Here is a 16,334-nt window from a genome sequence, read left to right as displayed (position 1 = left end):
TCGTCTGATTCGAAGGAGGATCAGGCGATGCCTTTCAGGGAGAGCAGTCCTGTGGAGGAGCGTGTCGCGTTGTTTCGAGAGTACGAGACGGGGGCATTTTCGGTGACGGAGCTGTGCGCGCGGCACGGCGTCAGCCGAGAGACGTTCTACGTCTGGAAGCGGCGTCGGGAGAGCGGGGAGCGGCGCTGGTTCGAGGAGCGCAGCCACGCGGCGGCGAGTTGCCCGCATGCGACGGCGGGGCGGCTGGCCGATCGCATCGTCGCGACGCGGCAGCGGTTTCCGCATTTCGGCCCGAAGAAGATCAAGGCATGGCTTGAGCATGAGCGGCCGGAGGTCGACTGGCCGGCAGCCTCGACGATCGGCGACATCCTGAAGCGTGAGGGCCTGGTCGAGGCGCGTCGGCGCCGACGCCGGGCGATTGCGCAAGGCGAGGTGGCGGCGCCGGCAAGCGCACCCAACGAAGAATGGGCGATCGACTTCAAGGGCTGGTTCCGAACCCGCGACGGCAACCGCTGCGATCCGCTGACCATCACCGATGCGGCGAGCCGCTATCTTATCGAAGTGCGCATCGTCGATCCGACGGGGGCGGGCGTCAGGAGCGCCCTGGAACGTGTTTTCAAGGACATCGGCCTTCCCGCCGCGATCCGCTCCGACAATGGTGCACCGTTTGGATCGACGGGGGCGGGCGGCCTTTCGGCGCTCTCGGTATGGTGGCTCAAGCTCGGTATCGAACCGCGCTACATCCCCCCGGCGAGCCCGCAGGACAACGGCCGGCACGAGCGCATGCACCGCACGCTGAAGGCCCAGACCACGAAGCCGCCCGCGGCAACGGTCGCCGAGCAGCAACGCCGCTTCGATGCCTTCCGCCACCACTTCAACCAGGAGCGGCCACATGAGGCGCTCGACCAGATGCCGCCCGTCAAACTCTGGCAGTCGCCCTCGCGCACCTTGCCACGCCGTCTCGATGACCCTTGGTACGACGCCGATCACGAGGTTCGCCGGGTGCGTCCCACCGGCGATATCAAATGGCGCGGCGAGCACGTTTTCGTTGGCGAGGCGCTCGCAGGTGAGCTCGTCGGCCTCTGTGAGCACGACACTAGCGGCCACCTCGTGCGCTTCTGCGGTCGCGATCTCGGGCTGATCAATTGCGAGCGGCGTTTCCTGCGCTTTGCTCCGCCGCGCGCGCGGCTCCGCATCGCGCAGGAAACGCCGCAGACAGGAGAACAATGATCGAATATTGTCAGGCATCAGCCCGGTCCAAAATGTCAGGAATCAACCCGGTGGACCATGCAACCCGCGCGATTGAAGTACTCGCATACCACGCCACTGCCCCCGAAGGGGCCTCCAACTTTTGGTCGAGCCTCGACAGTCCCAGCGGGGACTAGACTGCACCCCAAACCGACACAGATGGACTGGTCGGGTAAGGCGCTTGAGGAAACTACATTGTTGATCCGGCAATTTACCGCTCGGATGGATCCATCCCGCTCGAGACGATCCCCGCTCGGAACCGGCTCAAGAGCCTTTGTCTCGTAGTCTGCGGTCGGCCCCCGTACTGTTGTCAGCTGACAACATCTTGTGCGATGTGGGGGAGGGCAAAAGAGGCGCGATGAGAAAGCAGGCGAGTCGGCGTTGTCAGCTGACAACACCTCCTAGGTGATCTGCAGAATTCCGACGGGTCGCCCATTCGAGCACTTGTAGCCCGCGCGTCCGGCGAAACATGGTTAATGCATTTTAATGGTGAATCCGACACCAACACTTCGCAGCAAAACGTTGTCAGCTGACAACACAGCCTAGCTCAATCTAGGCCTTTGATACAGGCGTTCTCACGACTGGCCAGAGCGAGTGAAGGCCCGCGAAGCTCCAAATCGAACTACGGTTGGCTAATCGTTCGAACCCTTCTTGAAGAAGTCTCGTAACCGTTCTTTGACCATCCGCCGATACGCCGTTAGCTGGTCGGAACTGAACTCTTCAAGACGACCGTTGCCACGCCTACTCGCCAAATCTGGCTGCTATCTCCGCGAGGGGTAGTTCTCGATATGACCTTCGCACCGCCGCTACAGACTGCCTAATCATGCGCCAGACTCATGCGGGGCCCAGTGGGGGGCCATCGCCGCTTGTAGATGAGCCGCCCAGCAACTGCCCCCGCCGGTAGTAATGATGCCAACCGGGTTGCTCTACAGCTCTACAGGCGGACGGCCGAGGAAGGAGAATAGAGGCTAGGACTCCGACATCGGTTTAAAGACCGATCGGCACTAACGCTTGCACGCTCATCATAGCAGTTGAAGCTATGTCGCTATGACGGAAATTAGCGACATGATAGCTTCCGTGTCGCCGATTCTCATCAAAGTTATCAAGGCGTTGTCTAGTAGCTACAAAATACCAGAACCGTTGCCCTGGTCGGCGATTGCACTTCCGCTCGCAGCCGCGGAAGATGCTTTAGCCCGTCTAGATGAGCGCCTTGCGAAAAGCCCAATCCGAGACGGTTGGATTAGTCGGACGCACTTCACCGACGCATGCGCCACTCTATGGCTGGAAGGCGAACTCGTCCACCTCGAAGATCTCGTTCTTCATGACGCTGGCATGGATGTTCGTGCGCCAACTCACGAGCTGAGCCGAGCTCGCGATGTACTCCGCGCCCGCCGGCGCATTCACCGCGAGGGCCCCGACTGGGCTCTCTCGTCCGTCGGGATCACCGATCTGCGCGGGTTAGCCGGCACAAATGGAATAGAAGAGGAGGACTGCGAACCGCCGAACATCGGAACTACGCATCATGAGGCGGAGCAGGACAGCCATGTGCCGAGAACCCACGACTACTCTTCTGTAACTCAGAGCAATGACGGACTCGCGCAGGCTTTCGCAGAAATCGACGCCGCGATCGCCAAGACCGACCAGATCTTAACCAGCGATCTCCGTCGAATGACCGAGCGGGATCCACTGGTCTACGACCCCGATTGGGACGAAGAAAAGCGTCTTGCCGTCTGGAGACGCGGCCTTCAGCAAAGCAGGAGCCTGCCTCCGACGCTCGCGGCGGCCATTGCCGCGGACAGCTGGCGCAGTCTCGAGCCCCTTCAGCACCGACCCTGGCTTGGCCAGCTGCTTACGTCTGCGCTGCTAGGTCATCGGAGAAAAGCACGCTCACACCTGGCTTGCCTGCATGAGGGGCTGAAGACGATCCCGCGTGAGCGACGCCGCTCGCGCGACCTTGCAACCCGTCTCGTCGCGGAGCTTGAGGCCATCACGGCCGCTGGTGAGATTGGCCTGAAGACGCACGACAGGTGGCTGAACGAACGCACTCTGATGCTTCGAAGGGTGGCCGGCCATCGATCGACGTCGAAATTGCCGGCGCTTATCGATTACGTCTTCAGCCGGCCAGTCGTTTCTGCCGGCATGATCGCAGAAGAGCTGGATATCACACCGCGTGCAGCATTGAGTCTCGTAAATGAGCTTGGTCTGCGCGAGACCACTGGACGAGGGCGTTACCGAGCCTGGGGTGTTCTCTAAAAAAGATAACCTACCCGAGTGCCAGCAGACGACCAATCTGCCGGTTCCTAATGCCCGCAGGATCAACCCCGCCATCGAGAATTCCCGAGACTCTTGAAAAATACAGCTTGCGCCCAAGCGGGCCTCCGCACCGATTGATCCCCTCCTCCATGACTCGGACTCAACAAGAGAGATGGACAAACGGCCGATCTGCCGCAGGCTTCGTTCTCGTGACCTTGGAACGGCCTAAAGTCCTGCTGCCCATGCCGTTGCGGCGCTTGAGCTCGGCGGCTCTCCTAAGCTCAGCCTGCCGCGAACGGACAGGGGACTCGATGCTCGTGACCACCCACAGGCGAAAACGATAGCGGGTGGTGGGCTTGTCGATGGGGCTAAGGCCCATGTATCATCTGCATCCTTTCCTTGGGCTCCGGCGCTACGAGAATGACAGGGTATCCCGACCGCGGCAATCGTATCCCGTTGCGTGGTGTCGCTGGCGGCGATCACCGCGATCGTAGGCAGGAGCCGGGCAGATCAGCTGGCGATTGCCGGAGGGCTGAAGGCTGAAGGCTGCATCATTCATTGGCAGCGGTTTACAGAGTCATGCAACAGCCGCGTTGGACGGCCCATTCATCATTATTTTGCTCGAGCGGGATCGCGCCGATCAGGCGTACGATGGCGTCTTCGTTCAGGAAGATGCCGACCACCTCGGTGCACCGCTTAATCTCGTCGTTAAGGTCCTCGATTGGGTGGTGGAGTGCTGCTTGGTCCGGGGCTGCGGCGAGAAGGTCACATAGGCCAGCACATCGGTCCAAGCCTCGCCAGCAAGCGCGCAAGCTTGGGCAATTTTGGCGGAGCTGGTCGGCGACCTTGCACCATTGCGCCTTTTCTGTCTCCGCATCGTCTGGGCAAACGCAGTAGCAATGAACGCTGAGACGACGCGGCGTCCACTTTTTTGCCGGCATGCGCCGGGGCGTTGTTAGAGGCAATGCCGGAGACGCCGATGTCAGCGTCCGCCGAACGCCCTGAAATAGTGTTCGATCAAAAATTGCTGCAGATCCTCGTCTGCCCGCTGACTAAGGACCCGCTGGAATTTGGCTCGGCCAAGCAGGAGCTGATCTCGCGATCGCGCAAGTTCGCTGACCCGCCCGTTTTCATAATCCGTTAGGCAAAGCGGCGATCTGGCACGGGATTTGATCTCAAGAGCCTGGGTGCTCGGGTAGTGAAACTTTACCGTCGTGGCGAACAAGTCGAGAAACGCCCGGCCACTTCCGGGCCGGGCCCAAGCGGGGATAGAACCCATGAAAATGGTTATGGCAATTATCAAGCCATTCAAGCTGGAAGACGTCCGTGACGCCCTGACCGACATTGGTGTTCACGGTCTCACGGTGACAGAAGTCAAGGGATATGGCCGTCAGAAGGGCCATACGGAAATCTATCGCGGCGCCGAATATGCCGTGAACTTCCTGCCCAAGATCAAGATCGAGGTCGCTGTCGCTTCTGATCAGGTCGACAAGACCATCGAGGCCATCACGTCCGCTGCGAAAACCGGGCAGATCGGCGACGGCAAGATCTTCGTCATCAATCTCGTCCACGCGGTCCGCATCCGCACCGGAGAGACCGACGCCGCGGCCCTTTGATTTCGCGGCCTGGATCTACCTTTCGATAACCCGAGCTTCGGTGTGGTGCCGTGCCAGTTCGCGCGCAGTTCTTCCGGATCGGAACCGTGTTTTTCGCGAGATGCACCGCGGCCTATCGACAGCGGCTCGGGTCGCTGTAGTCCGATCGCGCAAACCGGCGCCGCACTCGCTAGAGCTGGCCCTCGATCGCTTTCTCGGAACCGGAAGCATCGCGTCGGGAGCATTCCTTCAATGCGGCGGAGGAACTCGGGCCGATTGCTGAGCAGCACGTCGTGCTGTTCAGCAGATCGCCTATGCGCCGCATTGCGGACCGTGTCACTAAAGGTACCGTCGCGTTCGCCAACAGTTTGGCACGTTCCAGACAGTAGGCGCGTTTGCGTTCCGACGGAAACGGGGCGGCCGTGTGGCGGTCGGCGATGATGTTTTTGAGCGTTGGGCATTCTCGTGATGAGCGCCACATCTGACCGCTTCCCGCGACAATGAGGCGCGGGAGAAGAATGCTTCGACCATGAGATTGTACCCTCGCGAGCTCCCGGGCATGCATGTAGAGGAGAGTGCCAAGCTACGATGGTCAACTTCTTGCAAAGTCCTTCGAACAACGTCGGCGCGTTTCGACATTCAGTCCAGGCGCCAGAGCATCACGCGGCGAAGTTTTCACAACTTATGCCGTCCCGCTGCAGCGAGCCTCGGGCTTTGACAGCTCGTAGCCGCCGTACTGCCTGAGCTCTTAAGACCAAGCTGCGCATCTGCGTAATCTGTATGCACGGGCTCAAGTGCACTTGCTGCCTGGAGAGCTTTATGCGGATCATCGCAAACCGCCGCTTAAGGAAGCGGGGCTGTCGATGATCTCGCTCGGCGCGACGGGCTATCATGGCGGCCGCTGGAGGCCAACCCGAGGCAATCTTTCCGGCAAATGCGGGCCAAATGTAAGGGCCAAGTACCTCGCGGCTCAAGACAATCCACCGCATCCAGACAAGTGCTAACGTCGCGGGCATTTCGATGCCGGCCGGTTGGCCGAGAATGGACGACGAGCAGGCTAGCAAGGGCTATTGCCTCTACAAAATGGCTGCAAGGGGAAACCACCTAACGCTTGCTCGACCAGAGTGCGCAGCAATTCGGTATTGAGAACACCATGGCGACGTTCGTCCATGCGGCATGTGATGGGGCTGAAATGCCTTACGAGCAAGCGCGGAAGCGCCGCCCACGAATTCAGTCGAACTCAGAGAGTACAATGATGGGCATTCAGACGCCCAACCGATTCACGCTCGGTAACTCCAGCGAGGGCGATCTTGTCGATCCGCTGACCAGGATCGAATTCACCTGCTTATCGAGGTGAATGTCGATTCCGATAATGTGATCCGCAACGCGGTCTCAACGAGACGATGCGGCGTGGTATTGGGCGCGCGATGCCTTGGCGTTCACCGAGCGAATTTGCTGGGTCTGTACCGGCACGCACGCGCCGGCACCTGCGCGCAGTAGTGAACCGCTTGGCATCGTCATCCGGGAGATTCCCAGTTTAAACCTGTTACATCATGCAACTATGCATGACTATCTCGTGCATTTTTTGTCACGTGCATGCTCTGGATTGGGCTGGCTTCGGTCGGCGCGGTCTTCGCAGTCGAGGCTGACGCCAAGGCGGCCTCAGCACTTGCGCAATCGATCTCATTCGTCGCGTTACTGCTCACCAGGCTCACCAGGCTCACCAGGCTCGTGCAAACAAAGAAACTCGATCCATTCAAGAGCGCATTTTCGAGGCACCCAGCGTACAAGCTTTCGCCGTAGGCGAACCTAATGGCGGTGGCACATTGCCTGCAGGCGCTCGATCTCTAGAAGGACGTCGACAAACTCCACGTGCTGTTACGGCGGCAAGAACCCGCATGCGAACTGGCTAGTTGGAGTGCACCCAATGTCGAAAGAGGAATACAATGAACGGGTCGCAATTCGAGCGCGGAAACATCGTGGCAGAAGAGCTGTCGGCGACGGTCGCCTCGAAAACGACCGATCCGATTCAGGAACACAATTCCCGCCCCAAAGCCGAAGGCCTGTACGATCCGAGCCTGGAGAAGGATTCCTGTGGCGTCGGCTTCATCGCCAACATCAAGGGCCAGAAGTCGCATGAGATCGTCTCGGATGCGCTGAGCATCCTCTGCAATCTCGAGCATCGCGGCGCCGTCGGCGCCGACCCGCGCGCCGGTGACGGCGCCGGCATCCTGGTGCAGATCCCGCACGCCTTCTTCAGCCGCAAGGCCAAGGAGAACAAGTTCGAGCTACCCGCGCCGGGTGAATACGCCATCGGCGCGCTGTTCATGCCGCGCGACACCGCCTGGCGCAACGTCATCAAGAGCATCATCGCCGACCAGATCAAGGCGGAGGGCCTGACCCTGCTCGGCTGGCGCGACGTGCCGACCGACAATTCCTCGCTCGGCGTCACCGTGAAGCCGACCGAGCCTGCCTGCATGCAGGTGTTCATCGGCCGCAATGGCGTTGCCAAGACCGAGGACGAGTTCGAGCGCCGGCTCTACATCCTGCGCAAGTCGATCTCGCAGGCGATCTACCAGCGCCGCGACCGCGGCCTCGCCGGCTATTACCCCTGCTCGATGTCCTGCCGCACCGTGATCTACAAGGGCATGTTCCTCGCCGACCAGCTCGGCAAGTACTACCCTGATCTGCACGAGAAGGATTTCGAGAGCGCGCTGGCGCTGGTGCATCAGCGCTTCTCGACCAACACCTTCCCGGCCTGGTCGCTGGCGCACCCCTATCGCATGATCGCGCATAACGGCGAGATCAACACGTTGCGCGGCAACACCAACTGGATGGCGGCGCGCCAGGCTTCGGTGAGCTCCGAGCTGTACGGCAAGGACATCAGCCGGCTCTGGCCGATCTCCTACGAGGGACAGTCGGACACCGCCTGCTTCGACAACGCGCTGGAATTCCTGGTGCAGGGCGGCTACTCGCTGCCGCACGCCGTCATGATGATGATTCCGGAGGCGTGGGCCGGCAATCCGCTGATGGATGAGAAGCGCCGCGCCTTCTACGAATATCACGCCGCGCTGATGGAGCCGTGGGACGGCCCGGCCGCGATCGCCTTCACCGACGGCCGCCAGATCGGCGCCACGCTCGACCGCAACGGATTGCGGCCGGCGCGCTATCTCGTGACCAAGGACGACCGCATCGTGATGGCGTCCGAAATGGGCGTGCTGACCATCCCCGAGGACCAGATCATCACCAAGTGGCGCCTGCAGCCCGGCAAGATGCTGCTGGTCGACCTCGAACAGGGCCGCCTGATTCCCGACGACGAGATCAAGGCCGAGCTCGCCAAGAGCCATCCCTACAAGGAGTGGCTGGAGCGGACCCAGATCGTGCTGGAAGACCTGCCGAAGGTGCCGACCACGGGCGTGCGATCCAACCTCTCGCTGCTCGATCGCCAGCAGGCGTTCGGCTACAGCCAGGAAGACATCGCGATCCTGATGACGCCGATGGCGGCCACGGGGGAGGAAGCCGCGGGCTCGATGGGCAACGACACGCCGATCTCGGCGCTGTCGGACAAGGCCAAGCCGCTGTTCACCTATTTCAAGCAGAACTTCGCCCAGGTCACCAATCCGCCGATCGACCCCATCCGCGAGGAGCTGGTGATGAGCCTCGTCTCGATCATCGGGCCACTGCCGAACCTGTTCGACCTGCAGGGCATGGCCACCACCAAGCGCCTCGAAGTCCGTCAGCCGATCCTGACCGATGCGGACCTGGAAAAGATCCGCTCGATCCCGGAAGTGGCCGAGTCGCACTTCAAGCCGCGCACGCTGGACACCACGTTCCACGCCGGCCTCGGTGCGGCGGGTATGGACCAGGTGCTGGACGAGCTCTGCGCACGCGCGGAAGTCGCCGTGCGCGAAGGTGTCAACATCATCATCCTGTCCGACCGCATGGTCGGCACCGACCGGGTGCCGATCCCCTCGCTGCTGGCCTGCGCCTCCGTGCATCATCATTTGATCCGCACGGGCCTGCGCACCTCGGTTGGCCTCGTCGTCGAATCCGGCGAGCCGCGCGAAGTGCACCACTTCGCTTGCCTTGCCGGCTACGGCGCCGAAGCGATCAATCCTTACCTCGCGTTCGAAACCATCATCGCGATGAAGGACCGCCTGCCCGGCTCGCTCGACGACTACGAGATCGTCAAGCGCTACATCAAGTCGATCGGCAAGGGGCTGCTCAAGGTGATGTCCAAGATGGGCATCTCGACCTACCAGTCCTATTGCGGCGCGCAGATCTTCGACGCGGTCGGCCTCAAGGCGGATTTCGTCGGCAAGTTCTTTGCCGGCACGCATACCCGCGTCGAGGGTGTCGGTCTTGGCGAGATCGCGGAAGAGGCGGTGCGCCGCCATGCCGACGCGTTCGGCGAGGCTCAGGTCTACAAGACCGCGCTCGATGTCGGCGGCGAATATGCCTATCGCAGCCGCGGCGAGGACCATGCCTGGACCGCCGAGTCGGTCGGCCTGCTGCAGCATGCCGCGCGCGGCAATTCGCTGGAGCGCTATCGCGCCTTCGCCAAGATCCTCAACGAACAGTCGGAGCGTCTGCTGACGCTGCGCGGCCTGTTCCGGATCAAGAACGCGGAGGAAGAAAAGCGCAAGCCGGTGCCGCTCGACCAGGTCGAGCCGGCCAAGGACATCGTCAGACGTTTCGCCACCGGCGCGATGAGCTTCGGCTCGATCTCGCGCGAGGCGCACACCACGCTCGCGATCGCCATGAACCGGATCGGCGGCAAGTCGAACACCGGTGAAGGCGGCGAGGAAGCCGACCGCTTCAAGCCGATGCCGAACGGCGATTCCATGCGCTCGGCGATCAAGCAGGTCGCCTCGGGCCGCTTCGGCGTCACCACGGAGTATCTCGTCAACTCCGACATGATGCAGATCAAGATGGCGCAGGGTGCCAAGCCCGGCGAAGGCGGCCAGCTGCCCGGCCACAAGGTCGACGCCACCATCGCCAAGGTCCGGCACTCGACGCCGGGCGTCGGCCTGATCTCGCCGCCGCCGCACCACGACATCTACTCGATCGAGGATCTGGCGCAGCTCATCTACGACCTCAAGAACGTCAACCCGACGGGCGACGTCTCGGTCAAGCTGGTCTCCGAGATCGGCGTCGGCACGGTCGCCGCGGGCGTCGCCAAGGCGCGCGCCGACCATGTCACCATCGCGGGCTTCGAGGGCGGCACCGGCGCTTCGCCGCTGACCTCGATCAAGCACGCCGGCTCGCCGTGGGAGATCGGCCTTGCCGAGACCCATCAGACGCTGGTCCGCGAGCGGCTGCGCAGCCGCATCGTGGTCCAGGTCGACGGCGGCTTCCGCACCGGACGTGACGTCGTGATCGGTGCGCTGCTCGGGGCCGACGAGTTCGGCTTCGCCACCGCGCCCTTGATCGCGGCCGGCTGCATCATGATGCGCAAGTGCCATCTCAACACCTGCCCGGTCGGCGTCGCGACCCAGGACCCCGTCCTGCGCAAGCGCTTCACCGGCCAGCCCGAGCACGTCATCAACTACTTCTTCTTCGTCGCCGAGGAAGTGCGCGAGATCATGGCCTCGCTCGGCTTCCGCACCTTCAACGAGATGGTCGGCCAGGTTCAGCTGCTCGACCAGACCAGGCTGGTCGCGCACTGGAAGGCCAAGGGCCTCGACTTCTCCAAGCTGTTCGTCAAGCAGAAGGAAGAGAAGGGCCAGAAGATCTATCACTCCGAGCGCCAGAACCATCATCTGGAGGCTGTGCTCGACCGCACGCTGATCGAGAAGGCGACGCCTGCGCTCGACCGCGGCGCGCCGGTGAAGATCGAGGCCAAGATCAACAGCACCAACCGCTCTGCCGGCGCGATGTTGTCGGGCGTGGTCGCCAAGATCTACGGCCATGCCGGGCTGCCGCACGACACCATCCATGTCGGCCTCAAGGGCACTGCCGGCCAGGCCTTCGGCGCGTGGCTGGCGCAGGGCGTCACCTTCGAGCTCGAAGGTGAAGCCAACGACTATGTCGGCAAGGGGCTCTCGGGCGGCAAGATCATCGTCAGGCCGCCGGCCAACAGCGGCATCGTGCCGGAAGAGAGCATCATCGTCGGCAACACCGTGATGTACGGCGCCATTCAGGGCGAGTGCTACTTCCGCGGCATCGCCGGCGAACGCTTTGCCGTGCGCAATTCCGGCGCGGTGGCGGTGGTCGAGGGCGCGGGCGACCATTGCTGCGAATACATGACCGGCGGCATCGTGGTCGTGCTCGGCAAGACCGGGCGCAACTTCGCGGCCGGCATGTCCGGCGGCATCGCCTATGTGCTGGACGAGACCGGTGACTTCGACAAGCTGTGCAATCTGTCGATGGTCGAGCTCGAGCCGGTGCTGTCGGAAGAGCTGATCAACGCCGGCACCTACAACCACTCCGGTGACCTCGAGGCGCATGGCCGGGTCGACGTCTTCAAGAACCTGCTCGACTCCGACGTCGAGCGGCTTCACGTCCTGATCTCGCGCCACGCCAAGGCGACCGGCTCCAAGCGCGCCGCCGATATCCTTGCCAACTGGAAGGAATGGCTGCCTAAATTCCGCAAGGTGATGCCGGTCGAGTACCGGCGCGCGCTGCGCGAACTGGCCGCCAACGCGGACGCCGAGCCGAAAATCTAAATCGGGGCGTAAGAAAACGATCTCATGGTGAGTGGGGCGCGAAGACCGCCTCGTAAATACACAAGGCCGTCGCCGACAGCTTTAATTACCAAATCAAACTGATCGCGATGCAACATTGAGGCGTGTTAGGCCTCGCCAGACGGACCGTGTTTCTTGGCGGCGGATCGAGGTCAAGCGACTGAAGACGCTGGAGGAGGAGAATGCGAAGCTGAAGAAGCTTCTGGCCGAGCAGATTCGATGCGGCTGCCCTTCGCGAGCTCCTTTCAAAGAAGGGGAGGGGGCCCCCCCGCCACGCGCGCTGCCGTCTGCAGGCTGTCATGAGCCTGTCGGTGCGGAGCGCCTGCTCAATCATCAGCGCGGACCGGAAGATGATCCGCTATCAGTCCAGCCGCCCGCTGGATGCGGAGCTGCGCGGCCGGTTGCGCGATCTCGCCACCGGGCGGCGGCGGTCGTTCGGCTACCGCCGGGTGTTCGTCCTCTTACGACGGGAAGCAGAGCCATGGGGGATCAGCCGGATCTACCGGCATTATCGGGAAGAAGCACTCGCGTCCGCAAGCGGTGAGCTCGCCGCAAGGCCGTGGGGACCCGGCCCCGATTCTGGTGCAGGCCAGGCCCAATGCACGCTGGTCGCTGGACTTCGTTCATGACCAGTTCGGCATGGACGGCACTTCCGCATTCTCAACATCGTCGATGACGTGACCAAAAAGTGCCGGGGGGCTGTTCCGGATACGTCGGTCTCGGGCCAGCGCGTCGCCCGCGAGCTGACGTTCGTCGAGCGACGGGGCAAGCTACGGATGATCGTGTCCGACCATGGCACCGAGTTTCACCTCCAATGCCATGCTGCCTGGTGCAAAGGACACAATCATCGACTGGTACTTCATTGCGCCCAAAAAGCCGATGCAGAACGGCTTCATCGAAAGCTCCAACGGCTCGATGCGTGACGAACTCCTGAACAAGACCCCGTTTTCGATCTTGACGACACCCGCGCCAAGATCGTCCGCTGGGTCGCTGACTACGATATCCGGCGCCCTCACTCGTCGCTAAATACCTCACCCAGCGGCCTATGCCGTCCAACTCACCGCAAGGACGACCGGTTACGCAAACCCGACCAGCTCCGCCGATCGTCCGCTGCTACACACGCGCCGCTCAGCGTACAAAACCCTGAGCCTCTAACCGCTGCCGGATGAGTGGCAGGTCATGCCGATTATACAAGGATTGATCTGTCCAGGATCAACTTATCGCCCCGCCGCTCGGGGTACTGCGATGCGTCTCGTTTGGATGCCGAGCCACGAGATGCTTGCGGATTTCCAGGCTGTTATGGCTCAAGCCGAAGGTAAGAACTGCTGAATCGCGCGCTGTTGGCATGTGATCACCAAACAGTTGCGGGGAGACTTGATATGAATGGGCTGCTTCATCAGGTCTGACAGCTGTTTAACTGCATCGATGATCATCACTGGTCGACTCCCGGCGGACCTCCTGATGTGAGGCGGCCTAATGGGCACGTCACCTACGACTCGCTGGAGAGTTTGATTGATTGTCTCACTAGCGACGCGCCGATCAGACGAGTGACTCCTCGCCTTCCGTATTTGAAAGGAACAATCAGGCGTTGGTACGACAGCTGAACTTTGTCGTTCAAATGGGGGCGAAGAATCTTGGCATCGACCTCATCTAGGCGAGGTTGGTGCGTTTCTAGGACGGACTCGTACATACGATGCACCCATCGCCCATATTCATAATCCGGTTGTTCATCAACCGGAATGCCGGGCGCATTCTCCCGCCAGGTCTTGCTGAAGATTTCGAAGCCGGCTCCGAGATCGATAATGGTGAGGCGACCAGCCACGGCCTCAATTGCGGCGAACCTGACCGCGGCTGGGGAGCACAACGCCTTCTTCAGAGCTGTCAGATCGGCGGTTCGGTCCGAACAGTCCCAGTAGGACAAAAGCATGGATAGTGGACCTTGGCAGCCTACCAAAGTCTCAATCGGCATCTGCCTGTATCGAATGTTTGTCGCCGCTCGCTGGCAAGGCTCGCCTAGCCGCTGATTTATATATGTGACCGCTTGCGAACGAGTTGAAAACAACTTGTCGGCGAGGTCTACCGAATTTGAAATGACCATTCGCTCCACCCCAAGGTCGCTGACAAGATTGATCGCCGCAGCAACGCTGACTGGGGTGGCAGTCTCAAACCGGATTCGTATCTGTGCCGACCCGGGGCGGAACAGAGCAACTGTCACGAAACCCATATTATTGATGAGATAACTCAGGAAATCGAATTCGGTCACTGGGTAGTGTAGAAAACATTTACGCAGAGCTGAAGAACATGCGTCCCAAGCGTGGCCGCGATCGTCCAGTACGATTGTCCGCATGAGGGCCTCACGGCAAATCTGAGTGCCATTGTTTGCGCCAACTATGCGACTACAAAACATCGCGCCCGCGCGCTTGCACAGTACCGCCGGCAGCTGGCAGCTGCGAAACAAGATGCCAATCCAATGCAAGCATCAACCTGCCGAAGTTGGTAGCCCAGAATGGGCCCGCACGACGGGACCTCATTGGCTGCGGGACATTCCTACCAGGGCTGGTCATTGATCGTCTGTAGCGGTCGTGTATCAACTCGTGAATGATGAAAACGGTCGGGAAATGGTCGTCTGATACTGAAATCAGTCGCCGAACAACCCGCAGAGAGTTCTTATGCATTTCCAGTCAATATCGCTCATCCCCGACACTCACGACGATCTGATTCTAATCCCCAGGGTCGAGGCGGAGATCGCGCGATATGGCATGAATGAGAGGCTGAGTCGCGCCTATACCGTCCCTTCGACGATCAGCCCGATCCAAGGCCGCTACCGGAGACCAGGATCATTACCGGCGCTGTTGCAGACATGTTTGACGCGCTGGTTGCGTCATTGAGCGATACCCGGCTGGAGCCCGACCTCGATGATCTCCTCTGGCCGACGGTCAACCTGTTCCATCGCGCCGTCGAACGCATCGAGCGCCAGCTCGACGTCAACGAACAGGCGCAGCAGAAGAGCCAGCGCGAGCAGAACGGCTCGGAAGTGCGCTCGGTCGAGCTTGAGCGCCTAACCGCCGAGGGCATCTCGCTGATCGAGCGCCGCAACTGTCTCGAACTCTTCCGCGACCAGGCGATCGAGCGCTTCGAAGTCCACACGGGGTCTGCTTGGCGCCCACGGTCGGGATCACTGGTCAGCCATCGCACGCTCACCGCGGCGATAATCGATTCCCGCGACTTCATCGCAGCCAAGCGCCGCTCGGAAACCGAGATCATGGTGCCGCCGGGTCCGAAGATCGCCCTGACCGGTGGGCTCGACTTCAACGACTATAGCCTCGTCTGGGATCGGCTCGACAAGGTGCACGCCAAGCATCCCGACATGGTTCTGCTGCACAGCGCTTCACCGAAAGGCGCCGAGCTGATCGGCTCCAAATGGGCAACCAGCAAGTGCCACAGATCGCATTCAAACCGGATTGGACCAAACACGCCAAGGCAGCGCCCTTCAAGCGCAATGACGCGATGCTCGAACTGCTGCCGATCGGCGTCCTGCATTTCCCCGGCACGGGCATTCAGGACAACCTTGCCGATAAGGCAAAGCGGCTTGGCATTCCGGTCTGGAAGTTTGGCGGCGCGTGAGCGCCGTCTTGCCGTCAACCGACGAGTGGCGAGGCCGCACCCGCCGTAACTCCGCCTCGTTTTGTTTATACGTCGGCGGCTGGGCTGCGGTGGTGGTGGAAGGCGCGAGCGCTCACACGCGTGCCTTGGAGCCACCACCATGCTCGCCCTCGGGCTTCTTCTCAATATTGCTGGTATCGGCCTATTTGCTGGCTGATCGTTGTGCTAGCGGTCTATGCGCTGCGCTTTTTGTTGCGATCAATATCGGATTGATGGCGTTCAACAGCGGTGCGGGCATTGTCGGCGCACTGCTCGTCGGCACAGTTTGCGCTGTGCTCACACTCGCAGCCGGCCAGCTGGCCATTACCCTTAGCCGCCACGTGGCCCTGCGACTTGCAATTGCGGCCGTGTTCGTCGTTCCCGCGGCCGTTGCCGGCTATCACGTGGTGTTCGCGCTCTCACAGATCGGAGCGCCGTCGCTGGCTTGGCGCGAGGTCTTCGCATGGCTGGGCGCGGTTTGCATCGGCTCGTCAACATTCACGCGCTTGACGCTCATCTCGAAGACCCGCCCGATCGAGCCGGAAAGGACGGGCGGAGAGCCGTCCCGCCCCGTTCTCACGGCCGCGGCAAACGAGGGATGAACTTTCCGCGCTTTTGTCGTCGAACAGGTCGCAGAATAAGCACCCTCGACGATGGATGATGCTCACCAGAGCAGAGGAGGCGGACGGTCCTCTCAGAAACCTTCGAACACGTGCTGGAGATTTCCGATCCGGCACACATAGCTGCCACGGCTGGACCCGCCGCACCGCTTGACCGCTTTGCCGGGACGATGCCGCCCATTCCCGCAGATTGTTTCTCTTCCTTCCCGAACCGTTCCGACCTCTTGTGCAGAGGAACCGAAATTCGCCAAGCTTCTCCCCGGGTTTGAGGTTCAGCACGCGGACGCACG

The 16,334-nt window shown here is 61.4% G+C and carries 12 protein-coding genes and 3 pseudogenes; 12 read left to right on the top strand and 3 right to left on the bottom strand.

What is annotated here, in order from left to right:
• Nucleotides 1-27 precede the first annotated feature (27 nt).
• Together RPS27_RS09145 and RPS27_RS09140 are read left to right on the top strand one after the other, a co-directional pair.
• On the top strand, nucleotides 28-1,230 hold the full coding sequence (locus tag RPS27_RS09145) for an integrase core domain-containing protein (RefSeq protein ID WP_128929795.1): 1,203 nt from the start codon (nucleotides 28-30) through the stop codon (nucleotides 1,228-1,230).
• A 1,083-nt stretch (nucleotides 1,231-2,313) separates the two neighbouring features.
• Nucleotides 2,314-3,501, top strand: a complete 1,188-nt coding sequence (locus RPS27_RS09140) for an RHE_PE00001 family protein (RefSeq protein WP_128929796.1) — start codon at nucleotides 2,314-2,316, stop codon at nucleotides 3,499-3,501.
• 590 nt (nucleotides 3,502-4,091) lie between these two features.
• Here RPS27_RS09140 and RPS27_RS09135 read toward each other — a convergent pair.
• Nucleotides 4,092-4,442 (bottom strand): annotated as a pseudogene (locus RPS27_RS09135) (transposase); the annotation flags it as partial.
• A gap of 38 nt (nucleotides 4,443-4,480) precedes the next feature.
• On the opposite strand from RPS27_RS09135, the gene RPS27_RS09130 reads away from it, so the two are divergent.
• The 8 genes and pseudogenes from RPS27_RS09130 to RPS27_RS39670 all read left to right on the top strand — a co-directional run bounded on the left by RPS27_RS09130 (nucleotide 4,481) and on the right by RPS27_RS39670 (nucleotide 12,951).
• Nucleotides 4,481-4,645 (top strand): Trm112 family protein, encoded by a 165-nt coding sequence (locus RPS27_RS09130; protein WP_128929798.1) that lies wholly within the window; start codon nucleotides 4,481-4,483, stop codon nucleotides 4,643-4,645.
• A 133-nt stretch (nucleotides 4,646-4,778) separates the two neighbouring features.
• Complete coding sequence (gene glnK / locus RPS27_RS09125) at nucleotides 4,779-5,117, top strand: P-II family nitrogen regulator (RefSeq protein WP_128929799.1); 339 nt, start codon at nucleotides 4,779-4,781, stop codon at nucleotides 5,115-5,117.
• A gap of 1,090 nt (nucleotides 5,118-6,207) precedes the next feature.
• Complete coding sequence (locus RPS27_RS09120; protein WP_237874327.1) at nucleotides 6,208-6,453, top strand: hypothetical protein; 246 nt, start codon at nucleotides 6,208-6,210, stop codon at nucleotides 6,451-6,453.
• A gap of 75 nt (nucleotides 6,454-6,528) precedes the next feature.
• Nucleotides 6,529-6,909 (top strand): nickel-dependent hydrogenase large subunit, encoded by a 381-nt coding sequence (locus tag RPS27_RS09115; RefSeq protein ID WP_237874325.1) that lies wholly within the window; start codon nucleotides 6,529-6,531, stop codon nucleotides 6,907-6,909.
• Between the two features lie 133 nt (nucleotides 6,910-7,042).
• Nucleotides 7,043-11,764, top strand: a complete 4,722-nt coding sequence (gene gltB / locus RPS27_RS09110) for a glutamate synthase large subunit (RefSeq protein ID WP_128955105.1) — start codon at nucleotides 7,043-7,045, stop codon at nucleotides 11,762-11,764.
• 317 nt (nucleotides 11,765-12,081) lie between these two features.
• A complete protein-coding gene (locus RPS27_RS39680) occupies nucleotides 12,082-12,411 on the top strand; it encodes a hypothetical protein (protein ID WP_371746377.1) in 330 nt (109 codons plus the stop codon).
• Nucleotides 12,412-12,459: 48 nt separating this feature from the next.
• Entirely contained in the window at nucleotides 12,460-12,705 is a 246-nt protein-coding gene (locus tag RPS27_RS39675; protein ID WP_371746376.1) for a hypothetical protein, read from the top strand.
• Nucleotides 12,602-12,951: pseudogene (locus RPS27_RS39670) on the top strand (integrase core domain-containing protein). Before RPS27_RS39675 ends, RPS27_RS39670 begins: the two are co-directional and overlap by 104 nt.
• 135 nt (nucleotides 12,952-13,086) lie before the next feature.
• Here RPS27_RS39670 and RPS27_RS09100 read toward each other — a convergent pair.
• Together RPS27_RS09100 and RPS27_RS09095 are read right to left on the bottom strand one after the other, a co-directional pair.
• On the bottom strand, nucleotides 13,087-13,218 hold the full coding sequence (locus RPS27_RS09100) for a hypothetical protein (RefSeq protein ID WP_256438973.1): 132 nt from the start codon (nucleotides 13,216-13,218) through the stop codon (nucleotides 13,087-13,089).
• A gap of 53 nt (nucleotides 13,219-13,271) precedes the next feature.
• Nucleotides 13,272-14,129 carry a hypothetical protein gene (locus tag RPS27_RS09095; RefSeq protein WP_128929800.1) on the bottom strand — a complete coding sequence of 286 codons (858 nt, stop codon included), beginning with the start codon at nucleotides 14,127-14,129 and terminating at the stop codon, nucleotides 13,272-13,274.
• Nucleotides 14,130-14,567: 438 nt separating this feature from the next.
• On the opposite strand from RPS27_RS09095, the pseudogene RPS27_RS09090 reads away from it, so the two are divergent.
• Both RPS27_RS09090 and RPS27_RS09085 read left to right on the top strand, forming a co-directional pair.
• A pseudogene (locus RPS27_RS09090) lies at nucleotides 14,568-15,406 on the top strand (DUF2493 domain-containing protein); the annotation flags it as partial.
• Nucleotides 15,403-16,026 carry a hypothetical protein gene (locus RPS27_RS09085; RefSeq protein WP_313753974.1) on the top strand — a complete coding sequence of 208 codons (624 nt, stop codon included), beginning with the start codon at nucleotides 15,403-15,405 and terminating at the stop codon, nucleotides 16,024-16,026. The pseudogene RPS27_RS09090 and the gene RPS27_RS09085, both read left to right, overlap by 4 nt.
• Nucleotides 16,027-16,334: the final 308 nt, after the last annotated feature.

Source organism: Bradyrhizobium sp. WYCCWR 12699 (assembly GCF_032144035.1).
Lineage (GTDB): Bacteria > Pseudomonadota > Alphaproteobacteria > Rhizobiales > Xanthobacteraceae > Bradyrhizobium.
This window is presented reverse-complemented; position numbering and strand designations above follow the sequence as displayed.